Origin of the sequence: Ciceribacter sichuanensis (assembly GCF_024055605.1) — a bacterium.
GTDB lineage: Bacteria > Pseudomonadota > Alphaproteobacteria > Rhizobiales > Rhizobiaceae > Allorhizobium > Allorhizobium sichuanense.
This window is the reverse complement of the sequence record NZ_JAMXLX010000001.1, coordinates 758,039-778,336: the sequence shown is the minus strand read 5'-3', so window position 1 is coordinate 778,336 and position 20,298 is coordinate 758,039. Positions and strand designations below refer to the sequence as shown.

Genomic DNA, 20,298 nt, shown 5'->3' with positions numbered 1-20,298 from the left:
GCTTTACAGCAAATACGAATGCTTGGGAACGCCACTTGCCAATCTTCATGCTGCAATGCATCATAATTGCGGCAGAGGCACGGAGAGCCCGGCGTCAGCCGACAGGAAGGCCGGTCGCCCCTCCGGCGTCAGGCGCGCATTCGATTCCAGCCAGTCCAGGAAGATGCGTGCATTCTTCGTCAGCTTGCCGCGACGGGTATCGTAGGGACGGACATAGAAGCCTTCCTTGAACACCAGAAAGCCGGCAGGCGCGACGAGCGCACCGCTTGCCAACTCATCCTCGATCAGGAAACGCGGGGCAATCACCGCCCCCATGCCCATGCGCGCCGCCTCGAAGGCCAGATAGGAATGGTCGTAGGTCATCGCCTTCTTCCAGTCCACGGCAATGCCGGAGATCCTCGACCAGTTCGCCCAAACGATTTCCGCGCCGCGCCTGTCGATCCGGGTCGCAAACGACAGGATGCCATCGGCGAACGTGTGGGGATGGGACGGCGAGACGACCGGTCCCATATGCACATCGCCAAGCGAAACGGTGAAGGCTTCCTCTCCCATCGGAGTCAGCAGCCGGTCCCAGGACATGACGAGATCAGGCGCGACCTCGAGGTCGCGGCTGCCGATCGGGCCGACAAGCCTGATTAGGATATCGATATCGGGATGATCGATGTTGAACCTCGATACAGTCGGAATGGCCCAGACGCGAGCAAACGTGGCGCTGACGGCAATCGTCACCGTCGACTGGTCGCTCCTGCCCCTCAACGTCGCGTAACCGCCCCGCATCTCCTCGAAGGCCGCCGTGACGACCTTGGCGAAGGCTTTCCCGCCGGGTGTCAGGACCAGCCCCGTTCCCTGCTTGCGGAACAGTTCGACGCCTGCATGGTCCTGCAGCTGGTGCAATTGCTTGCTGACGGCCGAATGGGTGCGGCCAAGCAGATCGGCAGCAGCCGTCACGGAACCGGTGCGGAACACCGCCTCGAAGGCGAGCAGCGACGACAAGGGAGGCAGATGTTCCAATGCGACACCTTCTGTAACTTTTTCTCACATATTTGGTTCTTATTATTCAATTTTCCGCCCGAGAAACAAGCGTATCCTTCACCCCATAAAGAACGATGGAAAGCAGGATCGATGAAGATGACAGTATCGGGAGTTCCCCGCATAACCCAGAGCGTAGCCGTGAACCGCAAAGGCCAGCAACAGGCGGTCGGTGTCCAGTTCGGACGCATGATGGCAACTCTGGAGGTCTGGTACGAGCGCTACTTGGAACGGCGGCAATTGCGGAACGACCTTTCCGCCATGACGGATGAAATGCTGAAGGACTACCGCCTGACCCGCAAACAGGCAAAAGAGATCGCCAACGCGCCGTTCTGGCGGGCCTGAAACACGGGACCGTGTAGAGGCGAAAAAACACACGCAGTTGTGAGATGCAGTGCTGCCTGCCGCCGTGTATCCCGAACGGAACACAAGCGACAGGAAGTCTGATGAGCGCCGCCCTTACCCGAAGAACCCTTCTACAGCTTTGCGGCGGCGTAAGCCTTGCCGGCGCCATGGCCGGCGCGCTTCGGGCAGAAGGACTGACCTCGCCATTAGCACCCCAAACGCAGGCTGGCCTGCCCTTCGCGCTCACTACGCCCGTTCATGTCGACGAAGTCAGCCTCAGGGCCAAGGACATGGCGCTGCTCAAGCGCTATTACCAGCAGATGCTGGGCTTCGAGGTGATCCGCGAAGATGCCGATATGGTCACACTCGGGGCCGGCGGAACACCTCTCCTGAACCTCTTGAACCGGCCGAATGCGGAATACGAGGCAGGCGGTGAGGCCGGGCTCTACCACACCGCCTTCCTGATGCCGTCGCGGGCCGACCTGGCGAAGTGGCTGGTGCATGTGGCGATCAACCAGATCCCGCTCGTCGGATTTGCCGATCACAGCGTCAGCGAAGCGGTCTATCTCGCAGATCCGGAAGGCAACGGCATCGAGGTCTATTCCGACCGCTCCAAGGAGGGCTGGGTATGGAACGAGGGCCGCGTGACCATGGGAACCAAGCCGCTCGATGTCGACGACGTACTCGAGAAGACCGGAACCGGCACGGACCGGGACGTCTACACAGGTGCGCCGTCGGCACTGAGAATCGGCCACATTCACCTGAAGGTTGGCTCACTTGAAAAGGCCCGATCCTTCTATCAGGCGGGCCTCGGGCTGGACGTCACCTCCGGTTCAGACGAGCGCGGTGCATCCTTCCTCTCCTCCGGCGGCTACCATCACCACATCGGCGCCAATATCTGGGAAAGCGAAAACGCCGGCCGGCGCAACGAGGCCACGACCGGCCTCGACTGGTTCTCGCTGACGACGGCCGACGCCGCGATCATCGAGCGGCAGAAGGAACGGCTGAAGGCGCAGGGCTTCACCTTTACCGAAACGGATAACGGCATCGAAGCTGCGGATCCGTGGGGCACCCGCGTTCGGCTGGCAAGGGTCTGAAATCCCCGGGGAGCAAGGAGGCCATCCGGTTTAATGCCGGCGGAAAAGAGTTAGCGCTCCAGCGCTTCCTTTTCCCCTGCGCTCGGGTCGCCGAGAAACTGCTCTCCCCGTTTTTTGTCGCGCACCAGCACGACCGCATGCTTGCCATCGGCGGAAAAAAGCACCCGCATCTCGCTGTCCACGCAGGTTCTCGGTTCGCAGGTCTTGAAGAGCTGCATCGGGCGTCCCTCGACCTCCACCTTTTCCGAGGCAAGGGAAATGTAGCGCGGGTCGTTCATCATCGATTTCACCCAGACCGGCATGCGCTGCCTGCCCTTGATGACCTTGGTCAGTGAGTCGCGATGCGCTTCGGAGGACGCGAGGACGGACGGCAGGAAGTTTCCCGAGAGCGCCGGCCGATCGTCCGCCCGCCCGAAAGGAGCGAGCGTCAGAAGAACGAGAGCAGCGAGACTAGCGGTGATGGTGGCTTTCATGCACATCCTGCCCGAGGTCTACCGTCTGCCGATCACACCGCTTCCCGCTCGCGCAGCTGCTCGGCGGTCTGGAGGTCGACGGAAACGAGCTGCGATACGCCCTGCTCGGCCATGGTCACCCCGAACAGCCGGTTCATGCGCGCCATGGTGATCGGATTGTGGGTGATGACGACGAAACGGGTCTCGGTCGAGGCCGCCATCTCGTCCATCAAGTTGCAGTAGCGCTCGACATTGTGGTCGTCGAGCGGCGCATCCACCTCGTCCAGCACGCAGATCGGCGCGGGATTGGTGAGGAACACTGCAAAGATCAGCGCCATGGCCGTCAGCGCCTGCTCGCCGCCGGAAAGCAGCGTCATCGTCTGAGGCTTCTTGCCGGGCGGACGGGCGAGGATTTCGAGGCCGGCTTCCAGCGGGTCTTCGCTCTCGATGAGCTGAAGCTCGGCCGTGCCGCCATTGAAGAGATGGGTGAACAGCCGCTGGAACTGGGCGTTGACCACGTCGAAGGCGGCAATCAGCCGTTCGCGGCCTTCGCGGTTGAGGCTCTGGATCGCGCCGCGCAGCTTGCGGATCGCGTCGATCACGTCGTCGCGCTCCTTGACCAGTGCTTCCAGCTTGTCGGAAAGCTCCTTCTGCTCCTCGTCGGCGCGAAGGTTGACCGCGCCGAGACGCTCGCGCTCGATCCGCAGGCGGTCAAGGTCGCGCTCCACTTCGCGAAGATCCGGGATCTCCGCCGGGTCCTTCAGACCGGTCAACCGGAACGCCTCGTGCGGGGGCACGTTCAGGCCCTCCTGAATACGCTGCTCGGCTTCCTTGCGCCATTCACGCGCCGAAACGAGGCGTTCTTCCGCACGGCCCCGCTTTTCCCGGCTTTCGGCAAGTTCCGAAAGGGCAGCAGCCGCCTTCTTGTCGGCCTCACGTTGACGTCCCTCGGCCTCGATCAGGCGGTCGGCGGCTTCGCGCCTCGCCTTGTCGGCCTTGTCCAGTTCCGACAGCAGGGCGCGGCGCTTTTCGTCAAATTCGTCGGGCGCGAGTTCCAGCGCCACCATTTCGTCCTGCGCTTCCGCCTCGCGCTCACGCAGGGTGGCTATATGATCTTCCGCGCTTCTGGCACGGGCCTGCCATGTGGAACGCTCCTGCCGGATTGCCAGAATGCGACGGCGGCGGCTCTCGTCCTCGCGGGCAAGACCTTCGAAACGGGCGCGCGCCTCGGCAAGCCTGCCGCGATCGGTGGCGACTTCGGCCTCGGCCTCGCGCAGACGACTGTCGAGCGCGGAAAGATCCGGCGTTTCCTCGATCTCGATCCGGGCGTTTTCTTCCTGTTCGAGAATTTCCTCGATCTGACCCTTCAAGCCGTTGACGGCTTCCTCGATCACCACGCGACGGCGCACGAGATCGCCGGAGGCGCGCTCAGCCTGGGTCAGCGCTTCACGCGCATCGGCAAGGTGGCGGACCGAAAGGCGCTGCATCTCGCGCGCTTCCGAAAGCCGGCCCTCCTCGATGCGGATCGCTTCCATCGCTTCCGCGAGACGTTCCTCGGCCTCGGACAGCGCGTAACGCGCCTCTTCCGCCTCCCCCTCGATTTCGGCAAGGCGGTTTTTCTGTGCCAGACGCAGCGCCGCAGCGCTCGGCGCTTCGGAACCCGTCACATGACCGTCCCAGCGATAGACCGCGCCATCCTTCGTGACCAGTCGCTGACCGGGACGAAGCTGCGACATCAGCCTCAGCGCCGTGGCCTCGTCGGCAATACCGATCTGGCGCAGGCGTCGGGCCAACGCTGCCGGCGCGGTCATATGGGCAGCGAGCGGAACCACCCCTTCCGGCAGCGGCGGATCGCCCGCACCATCGCCGTTATCCGTCCAATGGGCCGGGGCGGAGGGATCGAGAGAACTGTCGAGATCGTCACCGAGTGCGGCGCCTAGCGCCGTCTCGAACCCACGGTCGACCGTCAGTTCGTCGGCAACAGGCGAAAAATCTCCGGCAGCGGCAGAGGCCAGCATACGGCTGATCGTACGCGCCTCGGTTTCCAGCCCGTTGAGCTTCGAACGAGCAGCTTCGAGCGGTGCGCGCAGCATGCTTTCGCTGCGGCGAGCGTCGGCAAGAGCCGTTTCCACGTCCGCGACGGCAACCTCGTTATCTGAAAGCGTCTGTTCGGCCGCTTCCACCATTTCCCGTTTTTCTTCCGGGTCGGGAAGTGCAGCGATGCGGGCGGTGACCTGGTCCAGTTCGCGGACCGCGTCTTCCACCTGTCGCTCGACGCGCTGGCGACGATCGGCAAGATCGCGGATCAGGCGTTCCAGCTGGTTGCGACCGGCAGCGGCTTCGGCGCGTTCGGCCGTCAACGCGGTAAATCGTCTTTCGCTCTCGGCAAGCGTTGCAGCGGCAGCTTCGAAAGTCTCGCGCGCCTCTTCGCCGTAGCGGCCCGCATCGGCAAGGATTTCCTCGAGCTCAACCTCTTCCGACGAAAGCCGTTCGAGCACTTCGGCGTTGTCCGCGACCATGCTCTCTTCGCGCCGGATGTCTTCCCCGAGCTGCGCCATCCGGCGGGTGAGTTCGTCGCGACGCTTGAGAAGGCGGCTCGCCTCTTCGTCAAGCTGGCTACGGGCAATCTGCAGGCGCTGGAGGGCGGCGGCGGCGCGCGCTTCCTCCTCGCGCAGTTCCGGCATTTTCAGGCTGGCAATGCCCTGAGACTTTGCCGCCTCCATCTGCGCCTGCGCCTTTTCGGCGACGATGGCAGTCGCCTGGTTCAGCGCGCTTTCCGCCTCGCCCTCGGCCTGCTTGGCCTGGCTCCAGCGGATATGCAAGAGGATGGCTTCGTGCGCGCGGATATCGGCAGAAAGCATCTTGAAGCGATTGGCCTGACGAGCCTGACGTTTCAGGCTCTCGATCTGGCTTTCGAGCTGGGCAGTGATGTCCTCGAGACGTTCGAGATTGGTTTCGGCGGCACGCAGCCTCAGTTCCGCCTCGTGACGGCGCGAATGCAGGCCGGAAATACCGGCTGCTTCTTCCAGCAATTGCCGGCGTGCCTGAGGCTTTGCCTGAATGAGTTCGCCGATGCGGCCCTGCCCGACCATGGAGGGCGAGCGGGCGCCGGTGGAAGCATCGGCAAAGAGAAGCTGGACATCCTTGGCGCGGGCTTCCTTACCGTTGATGCGATAGACGGACCCCTCGCCGCGCTCGATACGGCGCGTCACCTGGATTTCGTCGGCATCGTTGAAAGAGGCGGGCGCGGTACGATCCGCGTTATCGAGGTAGAGGCCGACTTCGGCAGTGTTACGGGCCGGCCGATTGCCTGAACCGGAGAAGATCACGTCGTCCATGCCGGACGCGCGCATATTCTTGTAGGAGTTTTCGCCCATCACCCAGCGAAGGGCCTCGACAAGATTGGACTTGCCGCAGCCGTTCGGGCCGACAACACCGGTCAGGCCTCGCTCGATGATGAATTCCGTCGGCTCCACGAAGGATTTGAAGCCGAGAAGACGGAGACGATTGAACTTCATTCAACCCCTCCGCCGACGGCAATTGCAGAACGAAAATCGGGCGCACGTTTCCTGCCGCTGCCCGACATCAGTCCGAAGCGCGGATCAAAGCAGGCTGTCGATGAGCGCCGACATGATTTCAACCGACATGTCCCCAGAATAGCTCTTGCCATTGATCAGGAAGGTCGGCGTCGACTGGATGCCGAAATCCTTTGCCGCGTGGTCCCTGCCCGCCGTCACATCAGCGGCAAGCTGTGCGTTCGTCAAGCAGGCGTCAAAGCTCTCCTGTGTAAAACCACCAAGTTTCGACAGTTGCAGCATCGCGGCCCGCACATCGTTATCCGCCGGAGCGGCCCAGGTCATCTGCTGCTTCAGGAACATGGAGACGAAGGGGAAGTAGCGATCCTCCGGCGTGCAGCGCGCCAGCATGAAGGCTGCGAGCGATGCGGTGTCACGCGGGAACGGAAATTCGCGCAGGACGAAATAGACCTTGCCGGTATCGATGTACTTTTCCTTGATCGTGTCGAAGGTCGTGGCGTGGAAGTGCGCACAATGCGGGCAGGTCATCGACATGTATTCGACGATCTTGACCGGAGCGTTGGCGTCACCGAGCGCCATGTCCTTCAGCGGACCGGGCTTCAGCACCTCTTCCATGTCGACGTCGCGGTCCGGCTTCGGAATGTCAACGGCTGCGGCGGGAGACGCGAATGCCACGCCGACACCGGCGACGGCAATGCCGCTCAGCAGGCTGCGCTTGGTGAGTTTCAGTTCAAGGTTCGACATGGGACACCCGTTAGAGCTGTTTTGAGTTTGATCCACCGTTATAATGCGACGCGGCCGCAAACAAGGCGGAGGAAATGCCGTTTCATCAAAGAATCGTGACCTTTCCGCCGCTAAGAGATTAATTCTTCTTCATGTTTGTCGGATGACGACAGTGCGTCAGCGCTTGCGCCGTGACAGAACGCCCGTGCCGAGCCGTTCAATCGCCTGCCTCAGCTTCTCGTCCTCGATCCCCTCCATCATCGCAGCAAGCCGTTTAGCCTTCTCCCCTTCCAGCTTGCGCGGGCGAGACGGTCTGAGCGACGCGGTGGACACGGGTTTCTGGACGATGCGGATCTGGCCGATGGCGGGATAGCCGAAGAAGCCGTTGATGCGCGCGATCAACTCGCCCTGGGCATGAGAGAGAAAAAGCGCCCGCGCGCCTTCGCAGGCAATCGTCAGCACGCCGGGCCGATGGCCTCCCTCGTCGCCCGGATCGCCGCGACGCGGCCAGGCGATCTTTTCGGGACGCGAACACTCGGCAAAGTTCTCACCGGCGATTTCGTCCCACGAGCCGAGGAGCGCAGTCGAAATCCCTGCCCGGCGCGAGAGCACCGGATCGATGATTCCATTGGCGATTTCGGAGATCTGGATTTCTCCCCGACGCCTGAAACGCTGAGACTTTTCACCTGGGGTCATGACCCTCATTCATCCTGTTCGAAAGGAGAGGAGCCCTCTCCTCCATGTAACAATCAGAGAATCCCATACCACGTCTTTGCCGCGCCGATCATCAGTGCCCGGGTAAAAGAGACACAAACCAGCATGTAGAACAGAACGAAAGCCGCTGCTCCGGGAGCTTCCACCACCCTCGACAGGCAGGAAAAGAAGAACACGAACGTCGCCCATATGAAGAACAGAAAAACGATCATCGCCAGAAAGACGAGCGGAACCGTCATTGCAGCCTTCCCCAGACTTTCCGGGCGCCATCGCCCGACCGGTAGCTCAGGCCAGTCGAAGAGCCCGTGCAGGCCAAGCGCGACGCGATCCCACATCCTGACGATGTTCCGGTTAAATCGCTTCATCCCCGGCGACATCTGCCGCAGAACAACCTGTTGCGCGACGAGGCATATGCATAGGAGCAACAGCGTCGCGACAAGCAGCGTCGGCGCGGCAGGCAGGCTCAAAACGGCAGCAACAATCTCTCCAATTCCGGTCATCGAACACTCCTTTCCAGTGCCTCATGATTTCATTCCCGCAATAACAGCCGCCTTCCCCAACTTTTGCGCAAGCGGCATTTGGCGAATGCGGGTACCGCCCTTATCTTCCAGCCGATGAAAACCTCCCCCGCTCCGACAACAGGGCGCACGCTCGCACAAGAGCTGCTCGACTGGTACGACCGCCATCATCGCGATCTGCCCTGGCGTATCTCTCCGCCCATGGCTGCACGCGGCATCCGGCCGGAACCTTACCACATCTGGCTTTCCGAGGTGATGCTGCAGCAGACGACCGTTCAGGCGGTGAAGGCCTATTTCGCCAAGTTCATGACGCGCTGGCCGACCGTCGATGCGCTGGCGGCTGCGCCCTCCGAGGACGTGATGGCGGCATGGGCCGGCCTCGGCTATTACGCCCGCGCCCGAAATCTGAAGAAATGCGCCGAAGCCGTCGCAAGCCTCCATGGCGGACGCTTCCCCGACACGGAAGACGGGCTTCGCGGCCTTCCCGGCATCGGCGACTACACCGCGGCAGCCGTCGCGGCCATCGCCTTCAACCGCCCGGCGGCCGTGATGGACGGCAATGTCGAGCGGGTGATTTCCCGTCTCTTTGCCATCGATGCACCTTTGCCCAGTTCCAAGCCCGCAATGAAGGCGCGCGTGGCGGAGCTGACACCCATCGACCGGCCGGGAGATTTCGCCCAGGCGATGATGGATCTCGGGGCAACGATCTGCACCCCGAAGCGGCCTGCCTGCGCGCTCTGTCCATTCCGCGGCGACTGTCGCGCACTCGACGGAGACGATCCGGAACGATTTCCGGTCAAGGCCGCCAAGAAGGAAAAACCGATCCGTCAGGGTGCAGCCTTCGTCGCCGTCGACATGGATGGCAAGGTTCTCCTGCGCCGGCGGGTCGAAACCGGACTGCTGGGCGGGATGACTGAAGTGCCGACGACCGCCTGGAACTCCCGCAAGGACGGCGAAACCGGACCCTCCGCCGCCCCCTTTTCCGCCGAATGGCAGTCTTGCGGAACGGTGACCCACGTCTTCACCCATTTCGAACTCCGCCTGAGCATTTACCGGTTTCACGGTCCGGCGCCTCAGGGTGTCGATGTTCACGGTTGGTGGGAGGATGTCGCAAATCTTGATGCGCAAGCCTTGCCAACCGTAATGAAAAAGGCGATTTCGCAGGCCATTCCGGAAGCCTTCCCGGTCAACAGAGGATAATTCATGTCCGCCATCCGCCACATCGTCTTCGACATCGGCAAGGTCCTGATCCATTACGACCCCAATCTTCCCTATTCGAAGATCATCCCGGACGAGGCCGAGCGTCGCTGGTTTTTCGCCAATGTCTGCACCAGCGCATGGAACCTGGAACAGGACCGCGGAAGAAGCTGGGCTGATGCGGAGGCAGAACTCATATCCCGTTTCCCTGATAGGGAAGCCGATATCCGCGCTTTCCGCAAGAACTGGCGCGCCATGGTTCCCTATGCTTACGCGGACAGCGTCGAGGTGCTGACGTCCCTCGTCGATGCTGGACGCGACGTTACCATGCTGACCAACTTCGCCGCGGACACCTTCAGGGAAGCGCGCGAAATCTTTCCCTTCCTGAACCTGCCTCGCGGCGTTACGGTTTCCGGCGAGATCGGCCTCATCAAACCGGATGTCGAGATCTACCAGCGCCATGTCGAGGATTTCGGACTGGAACCATCGGCAACGCTCTTCATTGATGATGTGATGGAAAATGTCGATGGCGCAAAAGCCGCCGGCTGGCAGGCCGTGCAGTTCATCGGTGCCGAGCAGCTGAAAAGTGATCTCTCGCGCTTCGGCGTCACACACTGACACAAAAAGCCAGATTTCGCCGGTTGCCTCCGTTTGGCAACCGCGCCACGATAGACGACCACCCCAAATCGGGGTGGCAAGATAATGAGGTAAAAGAAGAAAATGGTCAGGCCGGAAGACGCGGAACGACTTTGGGAATGCCTGCGTCGGATGGCGCCGCTGTTCAAGGTCGAATGCCAGATCATGGCCGACACCCCCTATTCCAGCCTCAACCTTTCCGACCTCTCGGTCATCGCATTCGTCGGCGCCTATCCGGGCAGCATTATGGGCGATGTCGCCAACGAACTCTCCTCGCCTCTGTCGACAGCCACGACCGTCGTCGACCGTCTCGTCCGCAAGGGCCTGATCGAGCGTCGGCGTAACGAGGAAAACAGGCGCACCGTCCGGCTTCAGCTCACGCCCCTCGGACAGCAATTGCAGGATCGGATCACCACGGCCAAGCGAGCAAGCTGCGAGGCTATCCTCGAATCCCTGAAATCCGGCGATCGCGACATCTATATCGATCTCATGGAGCAGATTGCGGAGAACGCACCGTCTCTTCGCCGCGACGCAAAAAATCGATAGACGAACACTTCGTAATCCGTATAGTTATAGACAGGTCGCTTTTCGAGTGACCGGTTCGTCCCCCACCGAGCCCGGCATTCCGGTATCATCCGCCACCGGAATGCCGTTCGTTGCGGGAGAATTGTGGTTCTGTTCCGCCACGAGGTTGGAGACTATCGATGATTGCGAAGGGCTATGCCGCATCCGAAGTTGGCGGCCAGATGATCGCGTGGACATTCGACCGACGCAAGCCCAGACCGGAAGATGTCGAGATCGACATCCTCTATTGCGGTGTCTGCCACTCCGACCTCCACCAGGCCAGAAATGACTGGCAGAACACCGTCTATCCCGTTGTTCCCGGACAGGAAATCATCGGCAGGGTGCTTGCCGTGGGTAGCTCCGTTCGGAAGTTCCGGCCCGGTGACATCGTCGCAGTCGGTCCCATCGTCGATGCGTGCCTCGAATGCGCCCATTGCGCCGCCGGCGAGGAGCAGTATTGCCTCAACCGCCCCACGCTGACCTATAACGGTCGCGACCGGGTGAGCGGCGACGTCACCTATGGCGGCTATTCCACCGGTATCGTCGTATCGGAAGAATTCGTCATGCGGCTACCCCAGGGCCTTGCCATCAACCGCGCCGCGCCGCTGCTGTGCGCCGGTATTGCGGGCTGGTCGCCCCTTCGCCGTTGGGAAATCGGCGCTGGCAGCCGCGTGGGCATCGTCGGCCTCGGCGGCGTCGGACACATCGCGGTCAAGCTTGCGGTGGCGCTCGGCGCCCAGGTTACCGTCATCACCTCGTCACCGACGAAAATCGAGGACGCGCTGAAGCTCGGGGCAACGAATGTCGTTCTCAGTTCCGACGAGCGCGCCATGGCGGAGGCGTCGGGCCATCTCGATTATATTCTCGACACAATCCCCGTCCCCCACGACCTCTCCGTCTATCTCGATCTCCTGAGCCTCGAAGGCTCGCTCGTCGTCGTCGGCAGCCTCGCCAGCCACGGTTCGATCAGGCCGGAATCCCTGTTGCGAGGCAGAAAGCGGGTTTCCGCATCCCTCGTCGGGGGCATAGCCGAGACAATGGAACTCCTGCAATTCTGCGCGGAGCGCCAGATCTTGCCCGACACCGAGACGATTGCGATGCAGGACATCAACATGGCCTTTGCCCGCATGGAACATCGCGATATCAAATACCGGTTCGTGATCGACATGGCGACGCTGAAGGCTGAAATGGCCTGAGGGCTTGGCGCCCTACCCCGTGCACTGCAGAAAAGATCGCGCAAAAAGTTCTGGCGCAGGCGGGACTGGCGGTTCCCATCCTGCGCCAGTCCAACCGCCGAAGCGGCCGAATTGGATTTCAAGCACACATTCTTGTAAGCTCGCGGCGGCGAGCTTCCCATCTGAGCAGTTGCGGTTGGGAACCCTCCTCCCCTTCCGTTCTTATTTCCGAATATTCATATAAACCAAAACTTGCCCGTGGCTGTCTTCCCGTCAATAGCCTTTCAGGGCTAAAGCTGGGTCATTATTCTCGCTTTGCACAGAAAGGAATCGTGCATGAGTTTCGACCCGGCCCATGCAGTGCGTGTTTTTCACGAGGCCATCAACGCGCTGGACTTCGATACCATCGATGATTTCTTTGCCGAGGATGCGGTCTACGGTTCCGTCAAGGTGGGCGGACTAAAGGGCAAGCCGGATATCATGGCGGCCTTTCACCGTTACTTCGAAACCTATCCGGATCAGGTGGCAACCGACGAGCTGATCGAGATCGTCTCGCCATCGGCCGCACGCTCGGTCTGGCGGTTGAAGGCGACCCATTCGCAGACGGGAGAGCCCCTCATCCGCTTCGGGGAGGAGACGATCACTTTCAACGCGGAAGGCCGGATCATCTCGGTCGACGTTACCGACTACAAGGTTTGATAAAATGAAACGACGCCCGGTGCGTGGCACACCGGGCGTCAAGGTCTCCAGCCGGGACTAGAGGTACTTAACCGGCCGGAGAATTCCGGAAATCGCGCCGAGGCTCTCAAAAGCTGGCGGATCGTCAGGTTAGAAACCTCGACCCGCCACCGGTAGACAGCATTCGGCGGCAAATCAGTCCAGCTTCGACATTCCGCTGCGAATGACGGCCCTGAGCTCATCGATGGGACGAAGAGCATTCCCGTCCTCGAAGTGCCAGAAGGTCCAGCCGTTGCAGGCATCCAGTCCCTGGACGCGAGCGCCCAGACGATGGATGGAGCCGGCCTCGCCGCCAGACGCGATGGTGCCATCGGCGCGCACGATTGCCGAATGGCGACGGCGGGCATCGGTCAGCACCTGACCCGGCTTGACCAGACCACTCTCGACCAGCGTGCTGAAGGCGACGCGCGGCTCGGCCTTCTTGCCAGTCATCACGGTGAGTTCGGCCTTGCCGAGCGGTTCGACGGAGGCGATGCGTGCCGAGGCAGCGTCGATATAATCCTGCTCGCGCTCGATGCCGACGAAATGACGGCCGAGGCGCTTGGCCACCGCGCCCGTGGTTCCCGAACCGAAGAAGGGGTCGAGCACGATGTCGCCGGGCTTGGTTGACGCCATGATGACGCGGGCCAGCAGGGCTTCCGGCTTCTGGGTCGGATGCACCTTCTTGCCATCGTCGCCCTTCAGCCGTTCGCCACCGGCGCAGATCGGGAAGAGCCAGTCGGAGCGCATCTGGACGTCGTCGTTCGACGCCTTCAGGGCATCGTAATTGAACGTATAGCCCTTGGCCTTGGCATCAGGAGAGGCCCAGATCATGGTTTCATGGGCATTCTGGAACCGCCGTCCCTTGAAGTTCGGCATCGGGTTGGTCTTGCGCCAGACGATATCGTTGAGGATCCAGAAGTTGAGATCCTGCAACGTCGCGCCGACGCGGAAGATGTTGTGGTAGGAGCCGATCACCCAGATGGTGCCGGTCGGCTTCAGAACGCGCCGGCAAGCAAGCAGCCACGCTCGGGTGAAGGCGTCATAGGCCTCGAAGGATGCGAACTGGTCCCATTCGTCATCGACGGCATCGACCAGCGACTGGTCGGGGCGATGCAGGGTGCCGCCAAGCTGCAGGTTATAGGGCGGATCGGCGAAAATCGCATCGACGGATTTGTCGGGAAGCGCTTCGAGCGCAGCGACGCAATCGCCCTTGATGATGCTGTCGACCCAGGAAAAAGGATCGGTGGAACGGCGAAGATCGGCGAGCGGAAATACGGAGGCCATCGGATACTCACTGTTACGCTGACGCAGCACGGGGATACGAGGCTTATGGTTACCGAAGTTGGTTACCAAAGGCTGAATAGCGCAGGCGAATTTCCATTGGCGAAGATCAGGACGGCACAAATGACGCCGGAAATGCACGGGCGGCGATCTACGCCGCCGCCCGCAAATCAACGGATACGCACCTCGCGATACCCGCCTTCCGCCACATGATCGCAAAGGCTCGTCCACTCGCATCCTGTGCAGGCGGCACGCAGCCTGCCGGACGCGAAATGACGGCGAAGCGTCCTGAACAGGCTTGCTCCGGGCACGATCGAGGAGCCGACCGACAGGGGGCGCCCGAGAAGGCCCGAGACCGAGGCAAGCGCCACGGCATCGCGACCACTGACGCTCTCGCCGAGGCAATGGGGAGCATTCTCGTCTTCGAGCAGAGGAGTGCAGATATCGTCCGGCCCTTCGACGACGACGATAGTCTCGCCCCGGGAAAGACGCCGCGCCAGCACCTCGTAATTGGCGGTGAAACGCGGCGAATATCCCTTGCCGACGAATGTCAGCATGCACAGGAGGTGATGAGGCCTGAGGCGGATCGCCACCTTCAACTCCGAATGAAACGACGTCCGATCGCCATCAGAACGGCAGCGGCCAGAGCCGACTTCAGGACGGCACCGAGGATGAAGGGCATCACGCCGAGGACGAGGCCCTTTTCGACGCCGAGAAGGACCATCAGCCATGCGCCGCCGATGGCAAGGCAGAGCATGTTGGCCAGAAAATGCGCCGAAAAGCTGAGCACGACACGTTCGCCCGTCCAGCCTTTTTCGGCAAGAAAGCCGGCAAGCGCCGCGATAACGGGGAAGGATGCGAGATAGCCTGATGTCGGCCCCATGAACGGTGCAAGCCCGCCCGCCCCATTCGCCAGCACTGGCAGACCGATGGCTGCCTCGCCGAGCCATGCCAGGACGGTTGCGGCACCGAGACGCCAGCCATAGAGCACGCCAATCATGGTGATCGCGAAGGTCTGCATGGTGATCGGAACCGGCACCATCGGCACCGAAATCTGCGAGGCAAGCGCAAGCACGGCCGTACCGGCTAGAACGAGGGCAGCGCGAACGCCCGCCGGACGCGCAGCGATGCCGAACGGGTCGAAACGACCGGTCATGGAAGAAGGGGAAGCCATCAGGATCTCCATTTTATAGATAATTTTATTCGCGAGATTATTTTTATCTATTTTTTGATTCCAGACAAGCCAAGGCGGTCACCCACATACGCAGCATGCAAGTCCGCCAGTGGAAAAACGGCCCTCAATCAGATAAAAAAGATCCGGAAAAACAATAAAACACATCAAATACAATAATTTAATCGGATCGAAACTCACTTGAAATTTTATCTATAATTTTTATCCAACGATGGCAAAGCCTTCATCCTCTCGGGCACCGGTCTTTGGCATAGGCGCGCGGCCGATCCACTGAACATGCCGTTCAAGAATGGCGCAGGCGTCGGAGGCCCTGCCCTGACGGAGCGCGGCAAGGATGGCTCGATGGTCGTGGTCGGTGCGGGCTTCCCAGCCCGCCCGCCAGGCGACGAAGAGGAAACGGGCACTGACTGCATGCAGGTCGTCTATGACCGCGAGCAGTCGCGGCATATCGCAGGTGGAAACAATCAGCCGATGAAAGCGGCGGTTCGCCTCTTCCCAGGTCTGCACATCTCTTGCGGCATCAGCATCGCTCGCCGCCTGCTCGGCAGCATCGAGCACATCCGGCGTCATGTTGGGCGCGGCATGCTTGAGGGCGAGAACCTCCAGCGCCGCCCGCATTTCCGCCACTTCGCGCACCTGCTTCAACTCGAAGGAGGCGACACGCACGCCGCGGCGCGGCAGGCTGATGACAAGACCCTGCGCTTCGAGGCGGCGGAAGGCCTCGCGCACCGGCACATGGCTCGCGCCGAATTCCTCAGCGATATGGTCCTGGGCGAGACGGGAGCCCGGCACGAGTTCACCATGAATGATGCGCTCGGCAAGGGCCCGGCTGATACGGCTCGCAATCGTATCGTCCTGATCTTTATGCATGTGGACATGCATAGTCGGCACCGCCCGGCTTGTCGAGGCAAGCCGGGCGGCAGCATCACGATGCGGAATGAATTGCCCTGCTGTCCGCCGGCGCCTCATCGCGCCGGTCGAGACCGTAGTCACGCAGGACATGAGCAACCCGAAGCCGGTAGTCGGCGAAGACCCCTTCCCTTCCGGCCCGCTGGGCGGCGCGATGTTCGGGAAGATTGCGCCAGCGCGCCACCGCTTCCTCGTCCCGCCAGAAGGATAGAGACAGGACTTTTCCCGGCGTGGAAAGACTCTCGAAACGCTCGATGGAAAGGAAGCCATCGACATCCTCAAGCCGGGGCTTCAACTCCGCTGCGATATCGAGATAGGCGTCACGCGCGCCGGATGTCGGCACCACCTCGAAGATCACGGCGATCACCGCACCGCCCTCGTCGCATGAGGCGTGGACACGCATTTCAGGAACAGGCGATCCTCGCGGATAATGAACTTTTCGCGCGCGGCGAACTGATAGTTTTCCCGCCCGAGGGCATCCTCGGCAAGCCGGGCGCGATAAGCCTCGTATTCCGCAAGGCTTTCCAGATGATAGATGCCGTAGGCGGTGGTCGACGAGCCCTCGTGCGGCGCAAAATATCCGACGAGATCGGCGCCGCAACGCGGAATGGCCTCACCCCAGTTGCGGGCGTAGGTGGTGAATTCCTCCTTGGCGAAGGGATCGATCTCGTAGCGGATGACACAGGTAATCATTGGTATTCTCCTTTGCTGTCTACCTCCTTCTGCCATGTTGCCGGCAAGGCATGCTTCGGTTACGATCGAAGTATGAAAGAAGGACCGGACATTGCCCGCATCGCCGCCCTGATCGGCGACCCCGCCCGCGCCAACATGCTGCTTTCACTCATGGGAGGTGGCGCGCTGACGGCGACGGAGCTTGCCGGTGCAGCCGGAATCACGCTGCAGACCGCAAGCTCGCACCTCGCCAAGCTTGAAGAAGGCGGCCTGATCCGCCAACGCAAGCAGGGTCGCCACCGCTATTTCACCTTCGCCGATGCCGGCGTTGGAGCCCTGATCGAAAGCCTGATGGGATTTGCCGCAAGCCGCGGTCACCTCCGGCACCGGACGGGACCGAAGGAACCGGCGCTGCGCAAGGCACGGATCTGCTACGATCACCTTGCCGGGGACTATGGCGTTCGCATGCTCGACAGCCTGCGTGCAACCGGCGCAATCGCAGGCGACGAAGAGCATCCGCAGTTGACAGAGGCCGGAGAGAAGATGGTCGCCGGTCATGGTATCGACGTCGACATGCTGAAGGCCCTCAGGCGACCCATTTGCCGGGCCTGCCTCGACTGGAGCGAGCGGCGCACGCATCTCTCCGGCTCTCTCGGGCGGGCGCTGCTTTCCCATTTTCTCGATGCCGGCCTCGCGCGCCGGGAGAACGGCAGCAGGGTGATCCATTTCAGTCCCGAAGGCGAACGGCGATTCGCCGCCATGTTTCCCACCGCAGATTGAAACTTCCCGCTCTTTCATGGCCCATATCAGCACCTCTTGAAAAGATACCGACCAGACGGTATCTTTATGGCAACTGAATGTGAGATCCATCCATGAATCCCGTTGTCCTTGCCTACGGCTCGCTTGCCGGCGCCATCATCTGTGAAGTGATCGGTACGACCTTCCTGCAAAAATCCGCCCAGTTCACCAAGCTTGGGCCGACCGTTGCCATGGTCGCGCTCTATGCCGTATCGTTCTATCTGCTGTCACAGGCCCTCAAGGGCATGCCGCTCGGCATCGCCTATGCAATGTGGGGCGGCCTCGGCATCATCCTCACCGCCCTCATCAGCGTCTTCGTGTTCAAGCAATCGCTTGATCCGGCGGCGATGACCGGCATCGGCCTGATCGTGGCTGGTGTGATCGTGATGAATGCATTCTCCAACTCGGTCACGCACGGATGACGGAAAGCGCCTACACCAGACGGAAACAGCCGGAACTGGTTCGCCGTGCGCTGCTCGATCAAACGGCAGCACTGGCAGTCGGAGGCGGACCGGCCGCGATCACCATTCAGGCGGTGGCGGATCGGGCGGGCGTCACCAAGGGCGGTCTCCTGCATCATTTCGCCAGCAAGCAGGCGCTTGTCGAGGCCGTCTTCGCCGACCTGCTCGAAAAGCTCGACCAGGAAATCGACCTCTACATGGCGGAGGATGGCGAGACGCGCGGGCGCTTCACCCGCGCCTATGTCAGGGCGATCTTCGCCGACCGCAAGCTTGGAAACAGCAGCCCCTGGGCCGCTCTTTCGGTTTCCATGATTTCAGAGCCCGCCCTTCGGCAACTCTGGTCTCAATGGCTGGAGCGAAAGCTTGCCGAGCACCGGACGACGGATGACGCGCCGATGCTGGAAATCGCACGCCTTGCCGCCGATGGCGTCTGGCTCGCAGACCTCTTGCAGGAAGACCGGGAAACGGTCCGTGACCTCTCCCACATCGAACGGCAGCTGCTCGCACTCACCTCGCAGACATCGCCGGACGCTTGACGGTCGTCACTTGCGGATTGTCCTTTGCAGCCTCTTCGTGTAGGTGAGGCCTCCTCCAAACGACATCCGACAGGACCTCCCATCATGAGCGGTTTCGACCTTACCATTTTCGATTGCGACGGCGTGCTCGTCGATTCCGAGATCATCGCGGCCCGGGTCGAATCCAAGCTTCTGAATGAAGCGGGCTATCCCATCAGCGTCGAGGAAATGGGCGAACGCTTTGCCGGGATGACGTGGAAGGACATCCTTCTCACCATCGAGAAGGAAATCGACATTCCGCTTTCGGCGAGCCTGCTCGACAAGTCGGAAGCCCTGCTCGACCAGCGCCTTGCGCGGGAAGTAAAGATCATCGACGGCGTTGTCTTCGCGCTTTCCCGTCTCAAGGGACCGCGCTGTATCTGCTCGAACTCCTCTTCCGCCCGCCTCGACATGATGCTGACCAAGGTCGGCATCAAGGAATTCTTCGCGTCGCACATCTATTCGGCCAAGGATCTCGGCCCCGACCGTGTCAAGCCGAAGCCGGACATCTTCCTGCATGGCGCAGCACAGTTCGGCATTGCTCCCAACAAGGCGGTCGTCGTGGAAGATTCCGTACATGGCGTTCATGCGGCACGCGCCGCCGGCATGCGGGTGATCGGCTTCACCGGCGCCTCTCACACTTACCCTTCGCACGCCGACCGGCTGACCGATGCGGGTGCAGAAACTGTGATCTCGCGCATGACGGATCTCCCGGCAGTAATCGCCGCAATGGAAAACTGGGCCGGAGCGATCTGATCTGCCGGTTCCCCGGCCCGCCTACCAAGGCGGCGATCGTCAGATGCGGAGGGCAAGGCCTGCCGGCAGGATGTCTGCCCGCATCGCCTTCAGGCCGGGGTTTTCTCCATCCGCTTCGCAGGAAAAGCGTCCCTCGTCGAGAGGCGTGATCTCCACCGAACGCCCCTTGTGGAAACTCAGCAGGGGATGGCAGACATGCGCTGCCCTGGGAAGCCGGGCCAGCAGGCCAAGTTGACCGATCTTGGAGGTCGCCCTCATCACGGCGACATCGAGCAGGCCATCCGTCAGGTCAGCCTGGGGAACGACATGCATGCCGCCGCCGAACCATGCGCCATTGGCAACACTCGCCACCGTCACCCCTCCGGCATAGACCTCCTCACCATCGACGACGACCCGCACCGACTGCGGCCGATATCGAATGATCCCGAGCGCAGAATAGAGCATGAATCGCGTCGAGCCGCCCAACAGCCGACTGCGGGGCGCCTCGTTCATGCTGCGGACGATTTCACCTGAAACGCCGACGCTCGCGATGTTGGCGAAATGGCGAAGGATATTGCCGCCGTCTACCGCAGGGCCGCTGATGCGCACTACATCGATGAAGCGAACGGGAGCCTCGGCGATCTGGTTCGCGATGGCCTGAGGGGTATTCGCCAGGCGGAAATTGCGGGCAAAATCGCAACCTGTTCCGTTGGGGATCAGGGAAAATGGCGTTTTCGGCCGACTGGAGGAGAGGATACCGTCGACGACATCGCTCACGGTGCCATCGCCACCGACCGCAATGACGAGATCGCAACCGGACGCAACAAGTTCGCGCGCCAGATACGCCGCCTGTCCGGCAGCCGTGGTCTCGCGAACATCGATATCCGGGAAACGTCTACTCAACGCCTGAAGAAGTGCCGACCACGCGCGCGCAGACGCCCTCCCGCCGGACACGGGATTTCTGACTATTCCAGTTTTCACCTATGCCCC

Annotated in this window: 24 protein-coding genes; 11 read left to right on the top strand and 13 right to left on the bottom strand. The window is 61.6% G+C overall.

Annotated features, from left to right (window positions below; translation table 11 throughout):
* Window positions 1-60: 60 nt before the first annotated feature.
* Entirely contained in the window at window positions 61-1,011 is a 951-nt protein-coding gene (locus tag NBH21_RS03780) for a LysR family transcriptional regulator (RefSeq protein ID WP_250912596.1), read from the bottom strand.
* A 117-nt stretch (window positions 1,012-1,128) separates the two neighbouring features.
* Between NBH21_RS03780 and NBH21_RS03775 the strand changes: the two genes are divergently transcribed.
* A complete protein-coding gene (locus NBH21_RS03775) occupies window positions 1,129-1,374 on the top strand; it encodes a DUF1127 domain-containing protein (protein ID WP_250912595.1) in 246 nt (81 codons plus the stop codon).
* 101 nt (window positions 1,375-1,475) lie between these two features.
* Window positions 1,476-2,471: a VOC family protein gene (locus tag NBH21_RS03770; protein WP_250912594.1), complete on the top strand. Its 996-nt coding sequence runs from the start codon at window positions 1,476-1,478 to the stop codon at window positions 2,469-2,471.
* A 50-nt stretch (window positions 2,472-2,521) separates the two neighbouring features.
* Here NBH21_RS03770 and NBH21_RS03765 read toward each other — a convergent pair whose 3' ends face one another.
* The 5 genes from NBH21_RS03765 to NBH21_RS03745 form a co-directional block, all read right to left on the bottom strand.
* Window positions 2,522-2,944, bottom strand: a complete 423-nt coding sequence (locus NBH21_RS03765; RefSeq protein ID WP_250912593.1) for an Ivy family c-type lysozyme inhibitor — start codon at window positions 2,942-2,944, stop codon at window positions 2,522-2,524.
* A gap of 32 nt (window positions 2,945-2,976) precedes the next feature.
* A complete protein-coding gene (locus tag NBH21_RS03760) occupies window positions 2,977-6,441 on the bottom strand; it encodes a chromosome segregation SMC family protein (protein WP_250912592.1) in 3,465 nt (1,154 codons plus the stop codon).
* Window positions 6,442-6,525: 84 nt separating this feature from the next.
* Window positions 6,526-7,203, bottom strand: a complete 678-nt coding sequence (locus NBH21_RS03755) for a DsbA family protein (RefSeq protein ID WP_250912591.1) — start codon at window positions 7,201-7,203, stop codon at window positions 6,526-6,528.
* A 156-nt stretch (window positions 7,204-7,359) separates the two neighbouring features.
* Complete coding sequence (locus NBH21_RS03750) at window positions 7,360-7,878, bottom strand: DUF721 domain-containing protein (protein ID WP_250912590.1); 519 nt, start codon at window positions 7,876-7,878, stop codon at window positions 7,360-7,362.
* Between the two features lie 53 nt (window positions 7,879-7,931).
* The gene (locus NBH21_RS03745; protein WP_250912589.1) at window positions 7,932-8,396 is read right to left on the bottom strand and encodes a hypothetical protein; all 465 of its coding nucleotides are present in this window, start codon (window positions 8,394-8,396) and stop codon (window positions 7,932-7,934) included.
* 114 nt (window positions 8,397-8,510) lie between these two features.
* Between NBH21_RS03745 and mutY the strand changes: the two genes are divergently transcribed.
* The 5 genes from mutY to NBH21_RS03720 all read left to right on the top strand — a co-directional run bounded on the left by mutY (window position 8,511) and on the right by NBH21_RS03720 (window position 12,685).
* Entirely contained in the window at window positions 8,511-9,614 is a 1,104-nt protein-coding gene (gene mutY, locus NBH21_RS03740) for an A/G-specific adenine glycosylase (protein WP_250912815.1), read from the top strand.
* A 3-nt stretch (window positions 9,615-9,617) separates the two neighbouring features.
* Window positions 9,618-10,229 carry an HAD family hydrolase gene (locus tag NBH21_RS03735; protein ID WP_250912588.1) on the top strand — a complete coding sequence of 204 codons (612 nt, stop codon included), beginning with the start codon at window positions 9,618-9,620 and terminating at the stop codon, window positions 10,227-10,229.
* 102 nt (window positions 10,230-10,331) lie between these two features.
* Window positions 10,332-10,793: a MarR family winged helix-turn-helix transcriptional regulator gene (locus NBH21_RS03730; RefSeq protein ID WP_250912587.1), complete on the top strand. Its 462-nt coding sequence runs from the start codon at window positions 10,332-10,334 to the stop codon at window positions 10,791-10,793.
* Window positions 10,794-10,951: 158 nt separating this feature from the next.
* Entirely contained in the window at window positions 10,952-12,007 is a 1,056-nt protein-coding gene (locus NBH21_RS03725) for an NAD(P)-dependent alcohol dehydrogenase (RefSeq protein ID WP_250912586.1), read from the top strand.
* Between the two features lie 315 nt (window positions 12,008-12,322).
* Complete coding sequence (locus tag NBH21_RS03720) at window positions 12,323-12,685, top strand: nuclear transport factor 2 family protein (protein WP_250912585.1); 363 nt, start codon at window positions 12,323-12,325, stop codon at window positions 12,683-12,685.
* A gap of 174 nt (window positions 12,686-12,859) precedes the next feature.
* Here NBH21_RS03720 and NBH21_RS03715 read toward each other — a convergent pair whose 3' ends face one another.
* From NBH21_RS03715 to NBH21_RS03690, 6 genes are all read right to left on the bottom strand, one after another.
* Complete coding sequence (locus NBH21_RS03715; protein ID WP_250912584.1) at window positions 12,860-13,990, bottom strand: site-specific DNA-methyltransferase; 1,131 nt, start codon at window positions 13,988-13,990, stop codon at window positions 12,860-12,862.
* A gap of 167 nt (window positions 13,991-14,157) precedes the next feature.
* Window positions 14,158-14,580 carry a DUF1284 domain-containing protein gene (locus NBH21_RS03710; RefSeq protein WP_250912583.1) on the bottom strand — a complete coding sequence of 141 codons (423 nt, stop codon included), beginning with the start codon at window positions 14,578-14,580 and terminating at the stop codon, window positions 14,158-14,160.
* A gap of 2 nt (window positions 14,581-14,582) precedes the next feature.
* Entirely contained in the window at window positions 14,583-15,161 is a 579-nt protein-coding gene (locus NBH21_RS03705; protein ID WP_250912582.1) for a biotin transporter BioY, read from the bottom strand.
* 219 nt (window positions 15,162-15,380) lie between these two features.
* Window positions 15,381-16,049 (bottom strand): GntR family transcriptional regulator, encoded by a 669-nt coding sequence (locus NBH21_RS03700; RefSeq protein ID WP_250912581.1) that lies wholly within the window; start codon window positions 16,047-16,049, stop codon window positions 15,381-15,383.
* Between the two features lie 55 nt (window positions 16,050-16,104).
* The gene (locus NBH21_RS03695) at window positions 16,105-16,455 is read right to left on the bottom strand and encodes an antibiotic biosynthesis monooxygenase family protein (protein WP_250912814.1); all 351 of its coding nucleotides are present in this window, start codon (window positions 16,453-16,455) and stop codon (window positions 16,105-16,107) included.
* Window positions 16,452-16,781, bottom strand: a complete 330-nt coding sequence (locus NBH21_RS03690) for an NIPSNAP family protein (RefSeq protein WP_250912580.1) — start codon at window positions 16,779-16,781, stop codon at window positions 16,452-16,454. The genes NBH21_RS03695 and NBH21_RS03690 overlap by 4 nt, the downstream gene beginning before the upstream one ends.
* Before the next feature lie 72 nt (window positions 16,782-16,853).
* Here NBH21_RS03690 and NBH21_RS03685 point away from each other — a divergent pair, with 72 nt between their 5' ends.
* The 4 genes from NBH21_RS03685 (at window position 16,854) to NBH21_RS03670 (ending at window position 19,329) form a co-directional block, all read left to right on the top strand.
* Window positions 16,854-17,540: an ArsR/SmtB family transcription factor gene (locus NBH21_RS03685; RefSeq protein WP_250912579.1), complete on the top strand. Its 687-nt coding sequence runs from the start codon at window positions 16,854-16,856 to the stop codon at window positions 17,538-17,540.
* 92 nt (window positions 17,541-17,632) lie between these two features.
* Window positions 17,633-17,980, top strand: a complete 348-nt coding sequence (locus tag NBH21_RS03680) for a DMT family transporter (protein ID WP_250912578.1) — start codon at window positions 17,633-17,635, stop codon at window positions 17,978-17,980.
* Window positions 17,977-18,555 (top strand): TetR/AcrR family transcriptional regulator, encoded by a 579-nt coding sequence (locus NBH21_RS03675; protein WP_250912577.1) that lies wholly within the window; start codon window positions 17,977-17,979, stop codon window positions 18,553-18,555. The genes NBH21_RS03680 and NBH21_RS03675 overlap by 4 nt, the downstream gene beginning before the upstream one ends.
* Window positions 18,556-18,639: 84 nt before the next feature.
* On the top strand, window positions 18,640-19,329 hold the full coding sequence (locus NBH21_RS03670; RefSeq protein WP_250912576.1) for an HAD family hydrolase: 690 nt from the start codon (window positions 18,640-18,642) through the stop codon (window positions 19,327-19,329).
* A 39-nt stretch (window positions 19,330-19,368) separates the two neighbouring features.
* Here the strand turns inward: NBH21_RS03670 and NBH21_RS03665 are convergent, their stop codons facing one another.
* On the bottom strand, window positions 19,369-20,289 hold the full coding sequence (locus NBH21_RS03665) for a diacylglycerol/lipid kinase family protein (protein ID WP_342451985.1): 921 nt from the start codon (window positions 20,287-20,289) through the stop codon (window positions 19,369-19,371).
* Between the last annotated feature and the right edge of the window lie 9 nt (window positions 20,290-20,298).

Excerpts from the sequence above, each read along its gene's own strand:
- NBH21_RS03775 (WP_250912595.1), top strand. The coding sequence starts at position 1,129 with ATGACAGTATCGGGAGTTCCCCGCATAACCCAGAGCGTAGCCGTGAAC.
- NBH21_RS03770 (WP_250912594.1), top strand. The coding sequence starts at position 1,476 with ATGAGCGCCGCCCTTACCCGAAGAACCCTTCTACAGCTTTGCGGCGGC.
- NBH21_RS03765 (WP_250912593.1), bottom strand. The coding sequence starts at position 2,944 with ATGAAAGCCACCATCACCGCTAGTCTCGCTGCTCTCGTTCTTCTGACG.
- NBH21_RS03760 (WP_250912592.1), bottom strand. The coding sequence starts at position 6,441 with ATGAAGTTCAATCGTCTCCGTCTTCTCGGCTTCAAATCCTTCGTGGAG.
- NBH21_RS03755 (WP_250912591.1), bottom strand. The coding sequence starts at position 7,203 with ATGTCGAACCTTGAACTGAAACTCACCAAGCGCAGCCTGCTGAGCGGC.
- NBH21_RS03750 (WP_250912590.1), bottom strand. The coding sequence starts at position 7,878 with ATGACCCCAGGTGAAAAGTCTCAGCGTTTCAGGCGTCGGGGAGAAATC.
- NBH21_RS03745 (WP_250912589.1), bottom strand. The coding sequence starts at position 8,396 with ATGACCGGAATTGGAGAGATTGTTGCTGCCGTTTTGAGCCTGCCTGCC.
- mutY (WP_250912815.1), top strand. The coding sequence starts at position 8,511 with ATGAAAACCTCCCCCGCTCCGACAACAGGGCGCACGCTCGCACAAGAG.
- NBH21_RS03735 (WP_250912588.1), top strand. The coding sequence starts at position 9,618 with ATGTCCGCCATCCGCCACATCGTCTTCGACATCGGCAAGGTCCTGATC.
- NBH21_RS03730 (WP_250912587.1), top strand. The coding sequence starts at position 10,332 with ATGGTCAGGCCGGAAGACGCGGAACGACTTTGGGAATGCCTGCGTCGG.
- NBH21_RS03725 (WP_250912586.1), top strand. The coding sequence starts at position 10,952 with ATGATTGCGAAGGGCTATGCCGCATCCGAAGTTGGCGGCCAGATGATC.
- NBH21_RS03720 (WP_250912585.1), top strand. The coding sequence starts at position 12,323 with ATGAGTTTCGACCCGGCCCATGCAGTGCGTGTTTTTCACGAGGCCATC.
- NBH21_RS03715 (WP_250912584.1), bottom strand. The coding sequence starts at position 13,990 with ATGGCCTCCGTATTTCCGCTCGCCGATCTTCGCCGTTCCACCGATCCT.
- NBH21_RS03705 (WP_250912582.1), bottom strand. The coding sequence starts at position 15,161 with ATGGCTTCCCCTTCTTCCATGACCGGTCGTTTCGACCCGTTCGGCATC.
- NBH21_RS03700 (WP_250912581.1), bottom strand. The coding sequence starts at position 16,049 with ATGCATAAAGATCAGGACGATACGATTGCGAGCCGTATCAGCCGGGCC.
- NBH21_RS03690 (WP_250912580.1), bottom strand. The coding sequence starts at position 16,781 with ATGATTACCTGTGTCATCCGCTACGAGATCGATCCCTTCGCCAAGGAG.
- NBH21_RS03685 (WP_250912579.1), top strand. The coding sequence starts at position 16,854 with ATGAAAGAAGGACCGGACATTGCCCGCATCGCCGCCCTGATCGGCGAC.
- NBH21_RS03680 (WP_250912578.1), top strand. The coding sequence starts at position 17,633 with ATGAATCCCGTTGTCCTTGCCTACGGCTCGCTTGCCGGCGCCATCATC.
- NBH21_RS03675 (WP_250912577.1), top strand. The coding sequence starts at position 17,977 with ATGACGGAAAGCGCCTACACCAGACGGAAACAGCCGGAACTGGTTCGC.
- NBH21_RS03670 (WP_250912576.1), top strand. The coding sequence starts at position 18,640 with ATGAGCGGTTTCGACCTTACCATTTTCGATTGCGACGGCGTGCTCGTC.